This is a genomic window from uncultured Maribacter sp. (assembly GCF_963974015.1).
In the GTDB taxonomy this organism is placed as follows: Bacteria; Bacteroidota; Bacteroidia; order Flavobacteriales; family Flavobacteriaceae; genus Maribacter.
The window spans coordinates 1-22,029 of the sequence record NZ_CAXBBZ010000002.1 but is presented as its reverse complement, the minus strand read 5'-3'; the positions used below and the strand labels follow the sequence as shown (position 1 = coordinate 22,029).

Genomic DNA, 22,029 nt, shown 5'->3' with positions numbered 1-22,029 from the left:
GTATGCTTGAAGAACTTATTGCATTCGTTAAGAAACCTATTTATGAGCAAGATGTGAATTCACAGACCGCAGATAAATTGAGGTTGTTTACTAAACTATTAGTATTGGCACTTGGCTCAAGTATTCTTTTGTTAATTATAGCGAGCGTAATTCAAAACATATTTAATATAGAAGTAGGTAAGCATGCCATTGATGATTTATTCGATAATAATTCAGAAATTAAAATCTTTGTCTTAGCTGTTATCCTTGCTCCTTTTCTTGAAGAATTAATTTTCAGAGGTCCTTTACTATTTTTTAAAAATTCCAAGTATTTTTCTACCGCTTTATACATATTTACGATTGCCTTTGGTCTCGTACATATTAGTAATTTTGAATTGACAACTCAGGTTTTATTACTTTCTCCTTTACTGGTTGCGCCACAGGTTAGTGTAGGTTTCATACTAGGATATATTCGTGTGAAATTTGGATTAATTTGGTCAATGGCACTTCATGCCTGTTACAATATGGTACTAATAATTCCTTTATTACTAGTTAAGTTTTTAGATATTCCAATAGAATGACAAAACATGAATTAAAAGTATTTCTAGATGAAAAGGTTATTCAATATAATAACCCTCAATTTTTAGATACCGATCCCATTCAAATACCACATCTATTTATTAAAAAAGAGGATATAGAAATCAGTGCCTTTTTAACTGCCACTATAGCTTGGGGCAATAGAAAAAGTATCATTAATAATTCTCACAAATTAATGGAATTAATGGGGCATAGTCCTCACGACTTTGTTTTAAACCACAACGATGATGATTTAGATAATTTGGCAAATTTTGTGCACAGAACTTTCAATGGCAATGACTTAAAGTATTTTATTCAAAGCCTTAAAAACATTTATTCAAATCATAATGGTTTAGAGGGCATATTTACTGAATACCAAGAAAAGACTTCTTTGCAACCTTCTATTGCTAAATTCAAAGAATTATTTTTTGAATTACCATTTGAACAGCGCACTACTAAACATGTTTCTGACCCTTTAAAAGGTTCAGCTGCGAAAAGAATAAATATGTTTTTACGATGGATGGTAAGAGATGCATCAACACATGTAGATTTTGGTTTATGGAAAAATATTGACCCTTCAAAGTTGTCATGTCCATTAGATGTACATTCGGGTAATGTAGCCCGTAAACTTGGTTTACTAAAACGAAAACAAAATGATGCCAAAGCACTTGCCGAGCTAGATAAAAATTTAAGAAAACTGGATCCAAAAGATCCAGTTAAATATGATTATGCATTATTTGGTTTAGGTGTTTTTGAGAAATTTTAATTACATTTTTAAAGATTTAACGATAAAAAAGTTACTAGAATTAATGAAATAATATTTTCAGCGTATTCAACTATCCTAAAACTAGGATTAACATTATTATTCTTATTTTCGTTTATCAACAGAACCTTAGAAAACCATGAAAAAAATTTTACAATTATCCCTTTGCTTGGTAACTACCATTACCCTGGCACAGTCTAGAACATTACCGATTGACACCGTTATTACTACACAGCACAATGCTACTATTAACGGCGCAACTTTTTCTTACACTGCGCAAACAGGAACACAACCTGTATGGGATGAAAATGCAAAACCAATTGCCTCGTTACATTATACCTATTACACAAGAAATAATATTAAAGACCGTGCTTCTAGGCCTTTATTAATTTCTTTTAATGGCGGACCAGGTTCTGGCTCTGTTTGGATGCATCTTGCATACACAGGCCCTAGAATATTGAAAATCGATGATGAAGGCTATCCAGTTCAGCCATACGGAGTTAATGAAAATCCGTTTTCAGTTCTTGATATTGCGGATATTGTCTATGTGAATCCTGCTAATACTGGTTATTCTAGAACAATTCCTGAATCTGGGGATGAAGTAGACCGTAAAAAATTCTTCGGTATCAATGCAGATATTACTTATTTGGCAGAATGGCTGAATACGTTTGTAACCCGTAACAACCGATGGAGTTCGCCCAAATATTTAATTGGCGAAAGTTATGGTGGTCCTAGGGTTATGGGTCTTTCATTAGAACTGCAGAATAAGCAATGGATGTACCTAAACGGTGTAATTCTAGTATCTCCTGCCGATTATAAAATTTTACGAAACGAAGGCCCAGTGGCAGAAGCAATAAATCTTCCTTATTTTACGGCTGCAGCTTGGCATCACAAAGCATTACCAACTGAATTACAAGGGAAAGACCTTTTGGATATTCTCCCAGAATCAGAAGACTATACAATTAATACCTTGATTCCTGCATTGGCAAAAGGAGGATTTATATCTGATCAAGAAAAAGCATCAATTGCTAAAAAGATGTCCTTTTACTCTGGCTTGGAAACGAAAGATATAATAGATCAAAACCTTTCTGTACCTACCTCTTTTTTCTGGAAGAATTTATTAAAGGAAAAAGGCGGTTATACCGTTGGAAGATTAGATTCAAGATATTTAGGCATGGATAAGCAGCTTTTGGGCATGCGACCTGATTACAATTCTGAGTTGACCTCTTGGCTACATAGTTTTACCCCAGCAATAAACTATTACTTACAAGAAGAACTGAAATTTAAGACCGATGTAAAATATAATATGTTCGGCCCTGTGCATCCTTGGGACAACTCTGACGAGAATACCCGTGAAAGCCTAAGACAGGCCATGGCACAAAATCCATATTTAAACGTAATGGTACAATCAGGTTATTATGATGGTGCAACAACTTATTTTAACGCTAAATACCTAATGTGGCAAGTAGATCCAAGCGGAAGAATGAAGGATAGGTTTAGCTTTAAAGGCTATCGTTCTGGTCACATGATGTATTTAAGAAGAGAAGATCTTAAATCTGCAAATAATGATATTCGCGATTTTATCGAAAAAACTATGACTAATGGTGAGAGTGCTAAATACTAACGTATAAGTTTACTTTTCCATAACCGTTTTAGACATTCCTAATAAAGACAAAGAATTAATTTCAGCGTTTTCTATTAGGAATGTTTTTTTTATTTCTAATTCAGAATAGCCGACAGCTTCTTTAAAAAGCTTATCTCGTTTGCGCTGCTTTCTTTTTTTAAAAATATCGATGGTAACCCCCACTGTTGCCCCACCCAACACAGTAGCTAACAAATCGGCATTGTCCCAACCACCATATTGCTTTTGGTCAATACTTTCTTTTGCCAAGCCAATAAGTAAACTACCTCCTATAGCCCCAATAAAGGTCCAAGTTCTATCGCCATCTGAAATTTGACTAGCTACTCCTGCGCCAACTAAACCATATAAATTGCCTCCGAGAAAGTGAAGCACCTTATCTTGCTCTACTTGACTATAAGTGCTTTGTAGCGATATTAAAACAAAGAAGAAAGCAAATATTTTTTTCATAGTTGCCAAAGATAGAGATTCTAAAACATTGGTCGACTTAAAAAAAGGTCATGATCACTAAACTAAATCTATACTAATTTTAATTTATAGTATCTTAGAATTTTTAAAAATATATGGAATTAAAGAACTTTATTAAAAGCTTAAAAATCATGCACCTCTTTTTGGTTGCTGGTCTCAGCATTTTTACCATTTGGGTCATACTTCAAATTAACAGCTTTAACACCAGTACTAATGGTGACAATTTGTACTTATATTTAGTTCCCGTTCTCGCCTTGTTGGGTTATTTTGGAAGTCAAATGATTTTTAAAAAAATGACAGCGAGAATAAAATTAGAAAGTCAATTAACGGATAAATTGAAGAAATATCAATCTGCATTGCATCTTAAATATGCTCTTATTGAAATTCCTGCTTTTCTAGGCCTTTTTGTTTATTTTAATACTGGCAATGCCTTACCTGTTGTAATCACTATATGTTTATTGGCTTATTTATTCGTACAAAAACCAAATAAAGAAAACATAGTCAATAGCTTACAATTAACTTCTGAAGAAAAAACTCTAATTCAAAATTCATAACAATATTCAATTAATGAAAAATTTAAATAATATAATATTAGCCTATATGTTATCTCTTTTTGGGTTAACTCATTCATATTCACAAGATTGGGCCGACTTAAATCGATTTAAAGAGGAAAACACCAAAATACCAAATGTTCTAGAAAATGAAAATCGCATCTTATTTATGGGGAATTCCATTACTATCGGCTGGTTAAATCTTAGACCAGAATTCTTTGCAAATAAACCTTATGTTAACCGTGGCATAAGTGGCCAAACTACTCCACAGATGTTGGTGAGATTTAGACAAGATGTAATTGATTTACATCCGAAGGTAGTAATCCTATTAGCTGGCACTAATGATATTGCTGGTAATACAGGACCTTCGACATTAAAAATGATTATGGACAATATTAAAGGAATGTCTGAAATGGCGAAAGTAAACGACATCAAGGTTATTCTATCTTCTACCCTACCTGCATATGATTATCCATGGAAACCAGGTTTAGAACCTTCTGGCAAAATTATCGCCCTAAATAAAATGATTAAGGAATATGCAGAATTAAAAGGTCATATTTATTTAGATTATTTCTCTGCCATGGTTGATGAACGTAACGGATTACCTAAAAAATATGCTGAAGATGAAGTACACCCAACCGTTGAAGGCTATAAGGTAATGGAACCTTTAGTAGAAGCTGCAATCGCTAAGGCTTTAAAGTAAAAAGGCGATAAGTCTCACCATAATTATTATGAAATCAATTCTCTTATCTGTTATTATTATTATTATTATTTCAAGTTCATGTGTCAATAAAAACAATAGCGTTCAAGACAAAGAAGAAATAATTGCTGTTTTAAATCAGCAACAAAAAGACTGGAGTAATAATGATTTAGAGTCTTTTATGGATGGGTATTGGAAATCAGATTCACTTTACTTTTATAGTGGCAAAAAGCTGAAATCTGGTTGGGAAAACACATTAAATAGTTATTTAAAAAATTATCCCGACAAGTCTTATTCAGGTACTTTAAAATTTACTATTGCAAAAATTTCTGCCATTACTCCTGATTCTTACTTTGTAATGGGAGAATATAACTTAACACGAGAAGTTGGCAATGCAACAGGAACGTTTATGATTATTTTTAAAAGAATAGATGGAGAATGGAAGATCATTGCCGATTCTTCTTGTTGATTACTTAAAGTAGTTATCTTTTGATTATTTTTGGCAAATTTTGATTAAAAGATAAAATGAAAAAAGCACTAACCTTATTGGTCACTTTGGCCTTATCCTGTAACTCTTCTCAAAAAACGGTTAAAGAAGCGACTACTGAAACTGTTTCAAATGAAGTGTCAGAAATTAGTTTTGCAGAATCCATTACCGAAAAAGAATTAAAAGAACATTTATTCACCTATGCATCAAATGAATTTGAAGGAAGAGAAACTGGTGAGCCAGGTCAAAAAATGGCGATAGCCTATATCAAGACCGAATATGAAAAATTAAAAATTCCTGCTGCGAAAGCCGATGGTGAATATTTTCAAGAAGTACCTTTAGAAATAAGGAAATTACCTATAGGTAAAATAAAAGTAGAAGATAAAGACTTTCCTATTGGCGAGCATGTTTTAACTTTTTCCGCAGCCAATATCTCTACTAATGAAATTGCATATGTTGGATATGGTATCGAAGAACCAAATTACTCAAACTACAAAGACATTAATGTAGAAGGAAAAATTGTATTACTTAAAGCAGGAGAACCTATAAACTCTGATGGGACCTACAAAATTTCAGGAACTAACGAAGCTTCTATATGGAGCAACATGTCTGAATCACTTACTAAAAGAATTCAAATAGCCGTTGATAAAGGCGCTACAGGAATTCTTTATTATGATACCGACAATTTTAACAGATATAAACGCAGATTCGAGTCTATGAAAACGAACAACAATGACCGAATGGAACTTGTTGATACTAACACACCAGAGTTTTATAGCCTATACATAGATCAGGTGTTGGCTAAAGACATATTATCATCAATTGATACTGATGACACTTCTAAAGTACTTATTAAAGCATTGCAATTAAGTTTTGAAAGTTCTAACGATAAAATAACCTCAGAAAATGTAGCGGCACTTATTAAAGGAACAGAGAAACCAAATGAATACTTAGTGATATCCTCACACTTAGATCATATAGGCATTTCTCCGAATGGCGACATAAATAATGGAGCCGATGATGATGGCTCTGGAACCGTTGCTTTATTGGAAATCGCAGAGGCATTTAAATTAGCATCGGATGCTGGTAAAGGACCTAAAAGATCAATACTATTTTTACATGTTACTGGTGAGGAAAAAGGACTGCTAGGCTCTCAATATTATACAGATATGGAGCCTATTGTTCCATTAGCGAATACCGTAGCAAACCTAAATATTGACATGATTGGTAGAATAGACCCAAATCGTGAAGGAGACCGCAACTATATTTATCTTATAGGATCAGATAAATTGAGTTCAGAGCTTCATCATCTTTCAGAAGAAGTGAATACGAAATTTGCAAATATTGAATTGGACTATACCTATAATGATGAAAATGACCCTAATCGTTTTTATTACAGAAGTGACCACTATAACTTCGCAAAAAATAATATTCCAATTATTTTTTATTTTAATGGCACTCACGACGACTATCATCGACCAAGTGACACACCAGATAAAATAAATTATGACTTATTACAAAACAGGGCACGACTTATCTATTATACTGCTTGGGAGATTGCCAATAGAGAACAAAGAATTATAGTAGACTAATTACTATCAAACAAAAAGGCCTGTTAAAAAGTTAGTTAACAGGCCTTTTTGTTTAAATTAAACATACTTTGTTAATAACGGATATAAAAACAAAAAAGCCTTAGAATAAATCCAAGACTTTTAGTTTGCTCTAGGGTGGAAGACCGGGTTCGAACCGGCGACCCTCGGTACCACAAACCGATGCTCTAACCAGCTGAGCTACAACCACCATTTGTAAGCGAGTGCAAATGTAATTTTTTTAAATAGTACTCACAAATAATAAATGATATTTGAATAAATATTTCTATTATAATCATGCTTAAAAATTTTCTAATTAAATTGTTAAACATTTTCATAAGCTTACTTTTTATAATTTGACAATTAATGATATTTAAACTTACGCGTAAATACATTTTTTTACTTTTCGCCTTTATATGCATTAATGTCAATACGACTGTTGCACAAGTGGATAGTATTCAGTTTTTTAAAGAAAAAATAAAGACATTCTCTCAAGGTTCAAATAATTCAGAAAATAGTACTTCCTACATTGACCTCATTAATAATTTATCATATCAATTAAGATATTCTGGTTTAGATACCATGAAAATTGTTACAGTAAGAGCTTTAGAACTAAGTAATTCAATTAATTATAAAGAAGGAGAACTAGAAGCTTTAACAAATTTTTCTGCATTTTACCTATATCGAGGGGATACTAAAAATTCTATAGAATACTGCCAAAAATTATTAAACGATAAAGAATTGATAGATTATCCAATCATAGGAATGAAAGTTTATAATCATTTAGGTCAAGCATATTTCATTAAACAAGATTACCCTTTAAGCTACACTTATTTTTTGCAAGGTTTGGCACTTGGTGAAAAGCATAAAAATGAGTTCTATACCTTTTTAATGAACATGAATTTAGGCACCATGTTTAATCTTTTAGAAGACTATGATGAAGCCATGTTATTTTACACATCTGCTTTTGAGTCATCAAAAAAAACAATGAATGCGAATATGGATGCTATGTTGTCAAGCAATTTAGCTTTTCTATATATTCAAACTGGGGATTTTGATAAAGCGAAAAACTACTTAAATAAAAGTATTGATTATTTTGAATATTCCAAAAACAAAGAATGGTTAGCATTTTCTCTTTCTACTTTAGCCCAATTATACTTGAAATTAAAAAATTATAATGATGCCATAAATAACTACCAAAAAGCACTAAGTGTTCACAGTTCTGATACTGATATAAAAGGAAGAGCAGATATTTATTATGGCTTGGCTAGGTCATATTTTGAGATTAATAACCTTACGAAGGCTGAAGAGAATATAAATAAAAGTCTTAGTCTTTATTCATCATTTAATCTTAATACTGGTTTAGAAAAATGCTATAGAATCTTATATCAAATTAAAAAAGAGCAAAATCAAATATCAAAATCTTTAGAATACTTTGAATTAACTGAAAAACTGGCTAATGACATTTTTATAGAAAAAAATAAAAGAAATTTAAACATGCTCAATACAAAGTTGAATTTCGAAAAAGAAAAAGATGATCTGAAAGCAAAAAATGAATTAGCAATTGACCAACAACGAAAATATGTAAAATGGTCATTGGCAGCCTTGTTAACATCATTTATAATAGTTTTAATAATTTTAAATTCTGTTAAAAGAGAAAAATTATTAAACAGGAAACTTGAGAATCAAGCTATCGTTTTAAAGGAAAACCAAAAAACCCTTTCAAATATTAATCAAAATCAAGACCGTCTTTTTTCTATAGTAGGTCATGACTTACGTGGGCCAATAATTTCACTAAAAGAATTACTTATTTTATACATAGAAGATCCAGAAGGCAAAATGTATTTTGAGAAATTTGCTCCTCAGTTAAGAGATGATTTAGAACAAGTTCAATTTACTATGGACAACCTTCTGCATTGGGGGAAAAATCAAATGATAGGAAGTTCGATTAAATTAGAAAGAATTTCTGTCAGCCATGAGATAGAGAATATCTTACATTTCTTCAACAAAGAAATTAAAAAGAAATACATTAAAATCGACAACCAAATAATCGAAAATCATTGCGCCTTTGCAGACCTCGACCAATTTAATGTGATTTTCAGAAATTTGATAAGTAATGCTATAAAATTCACTCCTAACGAAGGTAAAATAACCCTTACCTCTAAAATAAAATATGCAAACTTATTAATTAAAATTTCTGATACTGGTGTGGGAATGAGTGAATTGACATTAAGTAAATTATTTAAAGACACTGAACATATATCGACTTCAGGCACCAATTTAGAAAAAGGCACAGGCCTTGGATTACGACTTGCAAAAGAAATGATTATCAAAAATAATGGGGAAATATCTGTAAAAAGTAAAATAAATGAAGGAAGTCATTTTATTGTAGAACTACCTTTGTCAATTACTCGATTTTAGTCAATAATATTTGAAAAACAATCTTAATAGTTTGTACTCTTCTCTTATGTGTCAACACATTAATATTTATCGATCAATCATATCTTCTAGAGAATCTATTTTGCTAATAATTAGGAGTTAAAACAATAATTCTTCGATGAAATACATCATTAAATCGATAAAACACACAATAATTGACGTTTCACAACAATAATTGCTAATACCATAAGTTCTATTCTAAATTTATGAATTCAATAGTAGAGCTTATCTATGATTAGTAATATTTCAAGAACGTTTTTATTTTTCGGCCTTAGCAGAAGCTGTCTTCTTGTAATATTACTTTTCAGTTTATCTAACAATACTTTATCTGCTCAAGTTTCTAAAAGAGATAGCCTTTTAAGACTTATAAATCTAAGCAAAACTCAAGCAAATAAAAATTCAAAAGATACCCTATATATTCATAACCTTATCGAACTAGCATCTGAATATCGGTTTCATAATTTAGACAGCTTATTATCCTTAAGCAAAGAAAGTCTTAGTCTAAGTAAAAACAAAGATTACATAAACGGAATAATTCGCTCTTATTCTAATTTTGGCAGTTACCACTCGAACAAAGGTAAAATTGATGAAGCGATTTCATATTTTAAAAAAGCTTATAAGCTTTCAAGTCAACACAATAATCTTTATTTAAAAGTAAACGCCTTAAATGACCTAGCTAAAGAATATGGTTATAAAGGAGATTATGCACTTTCTTTAAAAAGATATTTAGAAGCTATTGAAATTGCAGAAGAATTAAATTATAAAAAATTGCTCTCAATTGTAAATGAAAACATAGCTCATCTATACCTTGAGCAAAAAGATTTTGAACAAGCAATGGTTTTCTTTAAAAAAGCGAAAGCATTTAATAAAGAAATCGGTAATCCCATTTACATGGCCGAAACCATGAGTAATATAGCTTCTACCTATGCTGAAATGAATGAACTTGAGTATGCTATGTTCAATATTAATAGCAGTATAGCCATTTTTGAAAAAGAAAGGATACTTGATTGGTTGGCATACTGTTATGAGGTTAAAGGCAAGATTTATTTGAAAAAAGAAAAAAACACTTGGGCTCTCTATTGGTACAAACAAAGTGAGTTGCTACATCAAGAAATTGAAGATGACAGAGGTAAAATTGATTTATTAAATGGTATGACCCAAGCTTTTTTAAACCTAAAAAAGGATAGTATTGCAGAGGTATATTCTTTAAATTCGTTTGAATTATCAAAGAAAATTGGACTTCTCACAGGAATTAAGGATTGTACCTACCAATTATTCGAAATTTATAAAAAGAAAAAAGAATTCCAAAAGTCTTTATGGTATCATGAAATCTTTCAAGTAACGTCTGAATCTTTAGCCAAGACAAGCAATGAGAAAGCTTTGAACATGTTAAAGACAAAAATGGAATATGATCAACAAAAGCAACAGCTAATAATAGAAAATGAAAAAACATTAGCAAAAAAAAATATTTACATCTACATATTTATTATTATTCTAATAATCTTTTCTATAATAGTATTCATAATACATAGAAACGAGCAGGTACAGAAAAAATTAAATTTAGAACTACGTTCCAATAAATCTGACTTAGAAGAGAAACAGGCGTATCTCAACGAGTTAAACCAAACTAAGAATAAATTATTCTCAATTATAGGGCATGATTTAAGAGGCCCAATTGGTGCCTTTCAAGGGCTTCTAAAGTTATTTAAGGAGGGTGAAATGACGAAAGATGAATTCTTAAATTTCGTGCCAAAACTTAAAGTAGATATTGATTCTATATCTTTCACTTTAAATAACTTATTATCATGGGGGCAAACCCAAATGAATGGATCAACCACCAGACCATCGTCAACCAAACTAGATGGCATCGTTGAAGAAAATATTCAGCTTTTATCTGAAATTGCAGAATCTAAATCTATTAAATTAATTAATAGAATTGAGACAAATTGTCAAATTTGGTCAGACCCTAATCAGGTTGATATCATCATTAGGAACTTATTAAGCAATGCCTTAAAATTCACACCCAATAACGGTCAAATTATTATTGGGGCTATTCAAAAACTAAAAACTTGCGAAATTTACGTAAAGGATAATGGTATGGGTATGACCGAAGAAACTATGGCTAAAATTTTCCAAAAAGATTCTACCCATACCACTTATGGCACAAACGACGAAAAAGGAACAGGTTTAGGCTTATCTTTATGTAAAGAAATGGTTGAAAAAAATAATGGAAAAATATGGGTGCATAGTGCTTTAGGAAAAGGTTCTAGTTTCTATTTCACTATTCCAAGAGTTATACAACCTGTTAAAAAATCTGCTTAAATTAAATGTTCTAACGAATCTACAGCTATTACTCTTTCAACTGTAAAACCTTCGCCATAATCTACACCTATTAAACGACCTAAATCTTTAGCTCTATAATGTACGCTTTCGATAAAAGTTTTACTACTTATAGGTGTCTCTGGCTCGTTACTATTAGGATCATGAAATTGAGAAGTATATGCTAATATGGCATTTGTCTTAAATTCAATAAAATCACTTATATCAACCACAAAATCTGGAGTCAAATTTTTCCATTGTATGTAATGATAAACTAGTTTAGGCCTCCATTCTACTTGATTCTCCCCTCCTATTTTAGTTTCAATACGCCTTAATCCACTTAAAAAGCATGCATCACTTACTAATTTACTTCCCTTACCGTGATCAATATGTCTATCATCAATAGCATTACATAAAACAGTATGAGGCTGGTACTTACGAATCATTTTAATTATTTCAAATTGATGGGTTTCATCATTGACAAAAAAACCATCTCTAAACTTTAGGTTCTCACGCACGGCTACACCTAAAACTATAGCCGCAGCAGCAGATTCCTTATCTCTAATTTCCGCTGATCCTCTTGTGCCCAATTCTCCACGGGTTAAGTCAACAATTCCGACTTTTTTACCTAAGGCTATCTCTTTGGCAATTGTACCACCCGCTCCAAGTTCTGCATCATCGGGATGCGCTCCAAAAACTAATATATCCAACTTCATGCTTTCCTTTTTTTATCTAATGATGCTTATGCTATCTTTTTAATAGCTTCTAGGGCCTGTCTAATATCTTGTATCAAATCTTCAGGTTCTTCAATCCCTACAGAAAAACGAATCAACCCATCAGCTATACCTTGTTCTTCACGTACTTCGGTACTCATTAATGCATGAGAAGTTTTAGTAGGCGATATTACCGTACTTTCAACACCAGCTAAACTCATCGAGGATTTTATCAATTTTAATGATTTTTGAAATAGAGATGCATCTAAACTTGAATTCAATTCGAACGATAACATTCCGCCAAATCCTTTCATTTGTTTCTTTGCAATTTCATGATCTTCATGCGTTGGCAAACCAGGATAATAAACCTTTTCTATGTCTTTGTTCTCTTGAAGAAAATATGCCATAGCAAGCGCATTATCATTTTGGGCTCTTACACGTATACCCATGGTCTTCATACTTCTTTCTAATAGCCAAACGGTATAATCACTTAAACTACCTCCGAAATTTTTTGCCAGATGGAAAATACGCTCCATATTCTCTGTGGTAGAAGCAACTGCCCCTGCACAAATATCAGAATGACCACCCATATATTTTGTAGCGCTATGGATTACAATATCAATTCCAAAATCAATAGGATTTTGGTTCACGGGGCTCGCAAATGTGTTATCGATCATAGTTACTAATCCGTGCTTCTTAGCTATAGTTGCAACCGCCTTCAAATCTGTAATTGTTAATAATGGATTTGATGGTGTCTCTATATAAATTACCTTGGTATTCTCTTTAATTTGTGCCTCAAAAGCTTCGGCCTTCCATCCTTCAGTAAAGGAATATTCAATTCCATATTTACTGAATTCTTCATTTACCAAGTTATACGTACCACCATATAAAGTTTGCTGTAATACTACATGATCACCTGCCTTCAAAAATGCCATTAATGATGTACTAACCGCCGCCATACCACTACCAAAAATAAGAGCTGCTTCTGCATGCTCTAATGCTGCTACTTTCTTGCAAAGTCCTTCTTGATTTGGTGTATTGAAATATCTTGGGTAACGCTTAACATCAACATCTTCATATGCATAAGAAGTACTCATATAAAGTGGTGATATCGCCCCACGATGTTGTTTGTCCTCTAATTCACCAACGTGGGTACAAATGGTGTTCAATCCTTTTTTATTCGAATTCATATGAGAAAATTATAAAAAATAAAGGTAAGAAATAGTCATTAAAGAATTTTGATGTACGAACCCAAGGTTTACTATCTAATAAATATTATTCACGACACTGTAATATTATTTTATAGGACATAAAATTAACGTTTATCAATTTTATCTGTAAAAGAAATTGAATATGATTCATGTAAAAAATAATCTCTTTAAATATTAGTTCATAGTTTTACATATAGTTGTTAAAATTTTAAATTAAAGACCACAATAATATTGTAAATAATTACACCCCATAAGTTATGATATCTAGAAAATTAACATATATACCTTTTATTTTAATATTGCTTATCGCCTGTAAGAATCAAAAACCTATAGCTATAGGGTATCAAGGTCAAGGAAAGAGCGCCATTGTGTCTACTTTGTCTAAACCGGTACAAAAACAGTGGAAAGGTTATTGGTCTTTTGAAAATGACAGTCTATTTTTTAGTAATGATTTTGAGAGTGGTCGTTTAAATGGGATCACTTCTGATGGCGAAAATCATTATACTGCGTTGATAACAGCAGAGAATACTCCGGTAAATGTGAGTCCGTGGTATGCGTTTAAAGTTTGGTCTAACACCCCTAAAACGATTACCATAAAAATGACCTATCAAGATTCGAGAAGTAGGTATTATCCTAAAATCAGCACTGACGGAGAGAACTTTACTCCCCTGGACAGTGTGAATTTTACAGTGTTAAATAAAGGCACTGGCACATTCGGCATCAATGCCGCACCAGAGTTTGTAGAATTAAAAATTAATGTTGGTGTAAAACCGACCTATATTACCGCTCAAGAACTATATGGATCAACCAGAACAAAAAAATGGATAGATTCTTTGTCCACAAAAAACTATATCTCCAATTATGCAATTGGCGAGAGTAGAGAGAAAAGAGCAATGAATTTATTGGAAGTCAGTAATGGACCACATAAAAAAGCTGTAATGGTAATTTCAAGACAGCACCCACCTGAAGTTACAGGATTTTTAGCAATGAAATCTTTTATTGAAACCCTAGCCGGAGATTCGCCTAAAGCTCAAAAATTTAGAGATAATTATGATTTATTTGTTGTCCCTTTGATGAATCCTGATGGAGTCGATAATGGTAACTGGCGGCATAACATGGGTGGCATTGATCTTAATAGAGATTGGCAAGATTTTAATCAACCAGAAACAAGAAGTGTCAGAGATTTTCTAGTGAAAAAGGAAAACGAAGGATACGAGTTTGTTTTTGGAGCTGATTTTCATTCTACTTGGGATGATATTTATTACCCTATTGATTCTACCATCATTGGCAAAAAAGGAGATATCGTTTTTAACTGGATTGATAACATTACCAAACGCCTGCCTCAAAAACATACCAATATTAAACCATCAATCGAAATAAAACCTACCATGGTATCACGTAATTACTTCTATGTTAATCATGGTATGCCTGCTATTGTTTTTGAACTAGGCGATAATACGCCAAGAGACTTTCTTAAACTGAAAGGTAAAATAGCCGCAGAAGAATTAATGGATTTGTTGTTGGAATAATTTACTTACCAAAATTCACTTTATATCTCCAGTAACTAATTCCGCCTAATGCTAAAACACCTGCTACAAGGTAATAAATAAACATCGGTGTAATTACTTGTGCGCCACTGGCATAGCTATGTAAACCTACCAAATAAAAGTTAACTCCAAAATAAGTCATCATAATACTACCAAAAGCTACAACGCTCATAAAATTAAAGGTCCATTTTCCTCTTAAACCAGGTACTAATCGAGTGTGTATTACAAAGGCATAAATCATAATCGAAATAAGGGCCCAAGTTTCTTTTGGATCCCATCCCCAATAACGCCCCCAACTTTCATTTGCCCATTGACCTCCTAAAAAGTTACCAATGGTCAACATAACAAGTCCTGTTGTAATAGCCAATTCGGTTATTATCGTCAATTCTTTTATATTAATTGCCATACGTTCCTTATTCTTCTTTGTGGTCAAAATCATTAGAATTAACGAAACTAGCCCCAATATCATACCAACGGTTAAAGGCCCATAACTACCCACAATTACGGCAACGTGAATCATTAACCAATAGCTATCCAATACAGGTTGCAAATTGGCAATCGAAGGATCAATCCAACTCTGGTGTGCAATCCATAATAACATTGCAGTAACAAAGGCAGAAGCGGCAAAGGTCATATCACTTTTACGACCTAATGCCAAGCCTATACCCATGGTGGACCAGGCTACATACAAAATGCTTTCATAAGCATCGCTCCAAGGTGCATGACCAGAAATATACCAACGTAAAACTAAACCGGCAGTATGCCATAAAAAGAACATAATTATGGTTCCTTTAAAGAAATATATAGCCACACGCCAAATAGAGCGGTCTTTAAATATTTGAAAAATAAGTGTAAAAAACATTAACAGGCCTACCAAGGCGTAGTACTTATACAATCTATTAAAAATGTTCAATCGATTATAAATTATCTCAGTGTCAATTTTATTTTGCGATGGTAAAACTTCGCTACCATGATTCAACTGGTTTTGTTGAAACGCTGCCAACAATTTATCCGCCTGTGTGTAATCACCACTTTGTTGCGCTTTACCCAAAGTCATTAGGTAATAAGGCATAGCATTTTTCACGAAATTAGCATAGAGAGAATCCCTTATCTCGTACTGCCCTCCCCTAAATTCTATGGCCGAAATCCATTTATTATTTTCATCATCCAATAAGGGGAATATTTTAACAATATCTTGACCTAATGCTTGGTTCAACAAACTCAATCGAATATTGGCATCTTTAAAATCTTGTTGAAATTTATTCGGATTAGTTGTAGATGTTGCTTCAACTAAAAACGGCTCTAATTTATACTGCCCTTTTTCATCAAAAAAATCGGTTGCTTTAACATATTTCTGTCCAGATGGAATTCCAATTATTTTCCTGATACTATCATTCTGAGCTTTTTTATCCAAAGCGATAAACTCTGTATTATACCATACTGCAGGGTTCATCATCATAGATAGTAAAATTTGATCAGAATTATAATCCAAATACGTATCCTTAAGACTTAATTTTCGAAGTAATTCTGATGAAAAGGTATTGATAGGCTTCATTCGCCCACCATCATCTTGTATGACCAATTTGCCAAATTTATCAGCATGCTCTTTAGCAACCATATTTGATTTCAACAAAGAATCGATTTGCATTTTGGTCGGTGCCGGCTGATGCCCATGCCCATCATCAACAGAATGTTGGTCTTGCCCATATGAAGAAAAAGAAAACGCCATTAAAAGAGCGATGGCACCAAACATTTTTTTCTTTTTCACTTTTATATTATCTAAAGAGTCTGCTAAATCTTTAAAACGCGTTTTACCAAAAAACATAATACCCATCAACCCTATATACAATAGAAAATAACCAATGTACGTAATCCAAGTACCCCAAAAATCATGGTTTACAGATAACGTTGTTCCTTTTTCATCAGGATCAAAACCAGATTGAAAAAAACGATAACCTTCATGGTCTAAAACATGATTCATAAAAATATCGTAATCAAAAGGACGCTCATCAGCAATCGTTACTCTACTCATAAAAGAAGCATAGCCTTTTTCTGTACCAGGATATTTTTCGGCAATAAAGTCATTCAATTTAATACCGAAAGGCAATTCATAAATTTTAGAACCATATCGAACTGAAAAATCTAGCCCACCTACTTTTATTTTTTCACTAAAATCTGACGGTCCCTTACCTCCTAAAACTTTTACTTGTTTGGTTTCTCCATTTGCAGAAACATCCAGTATCATTGCATCTTGGTCAAATTTAGTTTTCTCTGCATCAGGAATTTCAACGATACCATACGATCCACGAGTTAAAGAATCTGGCAGTACAAATTGCATACCAGCAGTATTATAGAGCGAACGTAGTTGTAAGGGCTGTAAACTATCTTTTACCAAAATACCTTGAAATTGGTCTGCCATTCTCATAAAATTACCTTCGAACGGAGCCAATATCTGATAAATAGAATCGGTAGTTTTTATATTTATAGCACCTTCCGTATTATTATTCAAAGCAAATAACACATTGTGTATACTAGCTACTTTACCATCTTCTAGATAATGCTCATGACGTTGACCGTCACCGGCTTCTACAATTTTTAGGTAGTTTTTACCTGATGGGTCAGGCAAAAGGCCTTCTTTAGCACCAGAAATAAAATCAACATAAGAAACTTTAAAATCTTCTCCATTAAAGTCTTCCTTCCATGGTAAGTTAGATTTTATAGCTTCAGGAGTAACAATCAAATCATCTTCCAATACCTTTCTACGTGGTTCTCCTTCAATATCACCATCAACATATACCGTTAAATAAGTTTTATCGGAATAAAAAACCTTTTCTGTTTTTCCTTCACGAATCGGCATCATCCCTTCAAAACTTATATATCTGGTTACAAAAGCCCCAATAATAATTAACACCCAAGAAAGGTGAAGAACAAGAACTGGCCATTTTTCTAATCGCAATAAACGATATCTAGAAATGTTTCCTAGAAAATTAATCACGAAGAATACCATTATGACTTCGAACCATAAGGCATTATAAATCCAAATACGTGCAGTTTCTGTGCTATACCAACTTTCTATGAAAGTACCGAATGCCATTGCAGTTGCAAAAACAATAAACAGAATTGACATTAAACGAGTAGAAAAAAATATTTTTTTGAACATTTCCGTCATTGAAGCGAGGCGTTGATTTTCAAGATGCAAAAATAAGGTCTTTTCATCATTTATGTGTGCCTTTTGTTGCTTTTAAACAACCTGAAAACTGTTAATATTAATACAACGCTACTTCAATAAACTTTGTATTTTTGCGGCATGATATCGGTCGTTATAGTAGGAACAGGCAATGTCGCTCAAAATCTTTTTCAAGCTTTTGACAAAGTTGCCGATGTGGAGATAAAACAGGTACAAGGAAGAAATGAAAATCATTTGGCCTTTGCCAAGGATAAAGTATCTATTAACACAGATTTTACTCAGTTACCTTCAGCAGACATCTATATCTTAGCTATATCAGATGATTCTATTGGTTTAGTAGCTGAAAAATTTAAAGATATAGATGGCATGATTGTTCATACTTCGGGTGCAACATCTTTAGAGATTTTAAGTAAATGTAAACGAACTGGAATTTTTTATCCCCTTCAGACATTTACTAAAGGTAAAATCATTTCTTTCGAAAGTATACCCATATGTATTGAGGCGAACAATAAAAAAGACCTTGATCTTTTACGAAATTTGGGAGAAACTCTAAGCGATACTGTTATAGAAGTAAATTCTGAACAACGTAAAATTTTACATGTAGCAGCAGTATTTGTAAATAATTTCACCAATTACATGTATACTATTGGTGCAGAAATTTGCAAAGAAAACAATATCGATTTTAAACTATTACAACCCTTAATAAAAGAAACTGCGGCTAAACTAGATGATTTAACCCCATACGAATCTCAAACTGGGCCAGCAAAACGTGGCGACCAAAAAACATTACACAAACACTTACAATTAATTAAAAACACACATCAAAGGGAGCTTTATACCCTATTGAACAACGCAATTAAAGAGAAACATGGAAAAGAGCTATAAGGAGTATTTGAAAGACATTACAACATTCGTTTTTGATGTAGACGGGGTATTCACGGATGGAAGTCTTTTAATTACTACCGATGGTGAAATGCTTCGTAAAATGAGTGTTAAAGATGGTTATGCCTTAAAAGTTGCTCTTAATAAAGGATATAATGTGTGTATCATAACTGGTGGCACCAATGAAGGTGTTCGCAGCAGATTAAAAGCACTTGGCGTAACTGATATCTATATGGGTGCCCACCATAAAATTGATGCTCTCGAAGAGTATATGGACATTTATCATATTGAAGCAGAAAACATTTTATATATGGGTGATGACATACCTGATATTCCACCTATGAAAGTGGCAGCCTTGGCCACTTGTCCTCAAAACGCGGTTGCCGAAGTAAAAAACATAAGTAATTACATATCACATATTAATGGAGGTCATGGTTGCGTTCGAGACGTTATTGAACAAGTTTTAAAAGTGCGTGGCGATTGGATGAGTCATTTTAGCGCTGCAAACGATTAATTATGTTGAAAGAAAAACTTAAAAAGCATAATGTAATTTTGGCTTCAGGGTCCCCAAGAAGACAACAGTTTTTTAAGGAAATGGAACTGGATTTTGAGGTACGGCTAAAATCGGTAGAAGAGGTTTATCCATCTAAATTAAAAGCGGCTGAGATATCAGATTATTTAGCTAAATTAAAGGCAAGTGCTTTTAAAAATGAGTTAGAAACTAAAGATATATTAATTACGTCAGACACGGTGGTCTGGTATAATAACGAGTCATTGGCAAAAGCAGCAAATAATACTGAGGCTGAAGTAATGCTTAAGAAATTATCTGGAGATTGGCATCAGGTAATTACTTCTGTTTGTTTTACTACAATGGAACGACAAATTATATTGAATTCAATAACTGAAGTTAAATTCAAGAATTTAACGCACGAAGAAATTCAGTTTTATATTGAAAAGTTCGCTCCTTTTGATAAAGCAGGTGCGTACGGTATTCAAGAATGGATTGGCTTAATAGGCATTGAAGAGATAAAAGGCTCATACACTAATGTAGTTGGACTACCAACTACATTAGTGTATGAGACATTAACTAAGATGGTAGAGTAAAATTAAGATTAATACTTTAAAACATAGTGATAATGAATAATCTAAAACACAATTCGATACTTAACATTATTTTCGGAATAGTATTATTACTAGCCTCATGCAAAGAAAAATCTTTAGAAAAGAGCGATTCGGTGACTATAGGTACCATGGAAAAAGAAACCCAAGCACCTAAAAAGCAGCTTTCACAAGAATTCAAAGATTATTGGTACAATGGCACAGCAGAAATAACATCTTATTCATTACAACAAGCTAGGTATGGCGAAATAAGAGAAGGAAATGCTGTTATGATATTCGTTACCGAACCATTCTTACCCGGCCTACAGGTGAAAGCTGATACTAACGATAGTAATAATATTCCCGTACTTAAACTGAATGCTACTAAAAATTATATCACAGGAATTTACCCTTATTCCATTATGACAAGCAGTTTTTACCCTGTTCATGATAACCAACATGCGCTGAAACTTTCATTTTCTTCTCAAGAATGGTGTGGTCATGTTTATGCCCAACTTAACAACAGGGAAGATTTTGAAATTATGTCACACTCCTATTTTGGCTCTGAAGCAGATCAAGATTATCATTTAGGCAAAGCTAATCTTGAAAATGAACTTTGGAATAAAATCAGAATCAATCCTGCGGATTTACCTATTGGTGAATTGACAATGATTCCTTCCTTAGAATTTGTAAGGTTAACACATAAAGAACTTAAGGCATACAAGGCAATCACCACCATAACGAAAGCTGATGATATATATACATATGAAATTACCTATCCGGATTTAGAACGTACTTTAAAAATTAATTACAGCAGTAAATTTCCTTACACGATTGAAAGTTGGACGGATACTTATAAAGATGGTTTTGGAGAAAAAGCTAAAGTTTTAACCTCTACAGCAACAATAATTAACAGGATTACAACACCCTATTGGCAGCAAAATTCGAATAAGGATTTATCTTTGCGGGACAGTTTAGGATTATAACTTTATGAAAAACTTTATTGCCAATCATCACAACGAGCTTATCTATAGCCTTGTTGTTTTTATCGTTATTCTTATATTAAAATTTCTTTTTTCCACTGCGGTAAGAAAAGTTAGCAAAATCAGTGATTTCAATCCTGTTCGCACCAATTTAATCCTCAAATTCATTAATATTGGGCTAACTATTATTGCTGTTGTCGCACTCACTTTAGTGTGGAGTGTAAATTATAAGGATTTAGGAGTTTTGTTATCCTCGGTATTTGCTGTTATAGGTGTTGCACTATTTGCACAATGGTCAATACTTAGTAATATCACCGCAGGCGTTATCATCTTTTTCTCCTTTCCTTTTAAAATAGGAAACACCATCCGTATTTTGGACAAAGAATTAATCGACCCAAATTCGACGGAGCTAGATTCTTTTGTAATTGAAGATATTAGGGCTTTTCACCTTCATTTAAGAAGAAATAATGGGGAGATTCTTACCTATCCAAATAACTTAGTTCTTCAAAAAGGTGTTATTCTTATTTCAACCTATCGCCAAGGTGAGTTTTTAAATACCGATGAAGATGAAGAACCAACAATTTGATTCTGTTAAAGAAGTCGTAAAAAAGCCCTGTTAGGTACTAATCTTATTATATTTGGATTTACGACCAAAACCATCCAAAAATGCGCCAAATATTAGGGTTGATAACCTGTTGCCTATTTGTTTTAAACACTCTTTCCTCTCAGGTACCAAGAAATAGTTCGCCTGCAGATATTTATCATTCCATTGAAAAATTGAACTTTTTAGGTTCTGCATTATATATTGCCGCTCACCCAGATGATGAGAACACACGTTTAATTTCCTTTTTATCAAATAATAACAAGGCAAGAACAGGATATCTTTCGTTAACAAGAG

The 22,029-nt window shown here is 32.8% G+C and carries 20 protein-coding genes and 1 tRNA gene; 16 read left to right on the top strand and 5 right to left on the bottom strand.

Annotated elements, in window-relative coordinates; all coding sequences use genetic code 11:
• Positions 1 to 2 precede the first annotated feature (2 nt).
• From AACZ41_RS04505 to AACZ41_RS04495, 3 genes are all read left to right on the top strand, one after another.
• On the top strand, positions 3 to 560 hold the full coding sequence (locus AACZ41_RS04505) for a CPBP family intramembrane glutamic endopeptidase (protein WP_339627010.1): 558 nt from the start codon (positions 3 to 5) through the stop codon (positions 558 to 560).
• Complete coding sequence (locus AACZ41_RS04500) at positions 557 to 1,321, top strand: TIGR02757 family protein (protein WP_339627008.1); 765 nt, start codon at positions 557 to 559, stop codon at positions 1,319 to 1,321. Before AACZ41_RS04505 ends, AACZ41_RS04500 begins: the two co-directional genes overlap by 4 nt.
• 136 nt (positions 1,322 to 1,457) lie before the next feature.
• Positions 1,458 to 2,942: a carboxypeptidase gene (locus tag AACZ41_RS04495; RefSeq protein WP_339627006.1), complete on the top strand. Its 1,485-nt coding sequence runs from the start codon at positions 1,458 to 1,460 to the stop codon at positions 2,940 to 2,942.
• A gap of 9 nt (positions 2,943 to 2,951) precedes the next feature.
• Here AACZ41_RS04495 and AACZ41_RS04490 read toward each other — a convergent pair whose 3' ends face one another.
• Positions 2,952 to 3,407: a hypothetical protein gene (locus AACZ41_RS04490; RefSeq protein WP_339627004.1), complete on the bottom strand. Its 456-nt coding sequence runs from the start codon at positions 3,405 to 3,407 to the stop codon at positions 2,952 to 2,954.
• A 149-nt stretch (positions 3,408 to 3,556) separates the two neighbouring features.
• Here AACZ41_RS04490 and AACZ41_RS04485 point away from each other — a divergent pair, with 149 nt between their 5' ends.
• Genes AACZ41_RS04485 through AACZ41_RS04470 form a run of 4 tightly spaced genes read left to right on the top strand, consistent with a single transcriptional unit; the run spans position 3,557 to position 6,755 of the window.
• Positions 3,557 to 3,979, top strand: coding sequence for a hypothetical protein (locus AACZ41_RS04485; protein WP_339627002.1), 423 nt, complete (start codon positions 3,557 to 3,559; stop codon positions 3,977 to 3,979).
• A gap of 13 nt (positions 3,980 to 3,992) precedes the next feature.
• Entirely contained in the window at positions 3,993 to 4,679 is a 687-nt protein-coding gene (locus tag AACZ41_RS04480; protein ID WP_339626999.1) for an SGNH/GDSL hydrolase family protein, read from the top strand.
• Positions 4,680 to 4,707: 28 nt separating this feature from the next.
• On the top strand, positions 4,708 to 5,145 hold the full coding sequence (locus tag AACZ41_RS04475; protein WP_339626997.1) for a nuclear transport factor 2 family protein: 438 nt from the start codon (positions 4,708 to 4,710) through the stop codon (positions 5,143 to 5,145).
• A 56-nt stretch (positions 5,146 to 5,201) separates the two neighbouring features.
• Entirely contained in the window at positions 5,202 to 6,755 is a 1,554-nt protein-coding gene (locus AACZ41_RS04470; protein WP_339626995.1) for a M28 family peptidase, read from the top strand.
• Positions 6,756 to 6,888: 133 nt separating this feature from the next.
• Here the strand turns inward: AACZ41_RS04470 and AACZ41_RS04465 are convergent.
• A tRNA-His gene (locus AACZ41_RS04465) sits at positions 6,889 to 6,964 on the bottom strand.
• 154 nt (positions 6,965 to 7,118) lie between these two features.
• On the opposite strand from AACZ41_RS04465, the gene AACZ41_RS04460 reads away from it, so the two are divergent.
• Together AACZ41_RS04460 and AACZ41_RS04455 are read left to right on the top strand one after the other, a co-directional pair.
• On the top strand, positions 7,119 to 9,173 hold the full coding sequence (locus AACZ41_RS04460) for a tetratricopeptide repeat-containing sensor histidine kinase (protein WP_339626993.1): 2,055 nt from the start codon (positions 7,119 to 7,121) through the stop codon (positions 9,171 to 9,173).
• 249 nt (positions 9,174 to 9,422) lie between these two features.
• Entirely contained in the window at positions 9,423 to 11,513 is a 2,091-nt protein-coding gene (locus tag AACZ41_RS04455; protein ID WP_339626990.1) for a tetratricopeptide repeat-containing sensor histidine kinase, read from the top strand.
• Here the strand turns inward: AACZ41_RS04455 and bshB1 are convergent.
• Both bshB1 and AACZ41_RS04445 read right to left on the bottom strand, forming a co-directional pair.
• Positions 11,510 to 12,226 (bottom strand): bacillithiol biosynthesis deacetylase BshB1, encoded by a 717-nt coding sequence (gene bshB1, locus AACZ41_RS04450; RefSeq protein ID WP_339626988.1) that lies wholly within the window; start codon positions 12,224 to 12,226, stop codon positions 11,510 to 11,512. The two genes, AACZ41_RS04455 and bshB1, sit on opposite strands and share 4 nt — an antisense overlap.
• A gap of 26 nt (positions 12,227 to 12,252) precedes the next feature.
• Positions 12,253 to 13,413 carry a PLP-dependent aspartate aminotransferase family protein gene (locus AACZ41_RS04445; protein ID WP_339626986.1) on the bottom strand — a complete coding sequence of 387 codons (1,161 nt, stop codon included), beginning with the start codon at positions 13,411 to 13,413 and terminating at the stop codon, positions 12,253 to 12,255.
• A 278-nt stretch (positions 13,414 to 13,691) separates the two neighbouring features.
• Here AACZ41_RS04445 and AACZ41_RS04440 point away from each other — a divergent pair, with 278 nt between their 5' ends.
• Positions 13,692 to 14,963: a M14 family metallopeptidase gene (locus tag AACZ41_RS04440; RefSeq protein ID WP_339626984.1), complete on the top strand. Its 1,272-nt coding sequence runs from the start codon at positions 13,692 to 13,694 to the stop codon at positions 14,961 to 14,963.
• A 1-nt stretch (position 14,964) separates the two neighbouring features.
• Here the strand turns inward: AACZ41_RS04440 and ccsA are convergent, their stop codons facing one another.
• Positions 14,965 to 18,150: a cytochrome c biogenesis protein CcsA gene (gene ccsA, locus AACZ41_RS04435; RefSeq protein WP_339627699.1), complete on the bottom strand. Its 3,186-nt coding sequence runs from the start codon at positions 18,148 to 18,150 to the stop codon at positions 14,965 to 14,967.
• 138 nt (positions 18,151 to 18,288) lie between these two features.
• Here ccsA and AACZ41_RS04430 point away from each other — a divergent pair, with 138 nt between their 5' ends.
• The 6 genes from AACZ41_RS04430 to AACZ41_RS04405 form a co-directional block, all read left to right on the top strand.
• A complete protein-coding gene (locus AACZ41_RS04430; RefSeq protein WP_339626982.1) occupies positions 18,289 to 19,053 on the top strand; it encodes a DUF2520 domain-containing protein in 765 nt (254 codons plus the stop codon).
• Positions 19,037 to 19,564 carry an HAD-IIIA family hydrolase gene (locus AACZ41_RS04425; RefSeq protein WP_339626980.1) on the top strand — a complete coding sequence of 176 codons (528 nt, stop codon included), beginning with the start codon at positions 19,037 to 19,039 and terminating at the stop codon, positions 19,562 to 19,564. The genes AACZ41_RS04430 and AACZ41_RS04425 overlap by 17 nt, the downstream gene beginning before the upstream one ends.
• A 2-nt stretch (positions 19,565 to 19,566) precedes the next feature.
• Entirely contained in the window at positions 19,567 to 20,154 is a 588-nt protein-coding gene (locus AACZ41_RS04420; protein WP_339626978.1) for a Maf family nucleotide pyrophosphatase, read from the top strand.
• Positions 20,155 to 20,186: 32 nt separating this feature from the next.
• On the top strand, positions 20,187 to 21,134 hold the full coding sequence (locus AACZ41_RS04415; protein ID WP_339626976.1) for a septum formation inhibitor Maf: 948 nt from the start codon (positions 20,187 to 20,189) through the stop codon (positions 21,132 to 21,134).
• A gap of 4 nt (positions 21,135 to 21,138) precedes the next feature.
• Complete coding sequence (locus AACZ41_RS04410; RefSeq protein ID WP_339626974.1) at positions 21,139 to 21,717, top strand: mechanosensitive ion channel domain-containing protein; 579 nt, start codon at positions 21,139 to 21,141, stop codon at positions 21,715 to 21,717.
• Between the two features lie 80 nt (positions 21,718 to 21,797).
• A partial coding sequence (locus AACZ41_RS04405) for a hypothetical protein (protein WP_339626972.1) occupies positions 21,798 to 22,029 on the top strand: 232 nt, incomplete at its 3' end.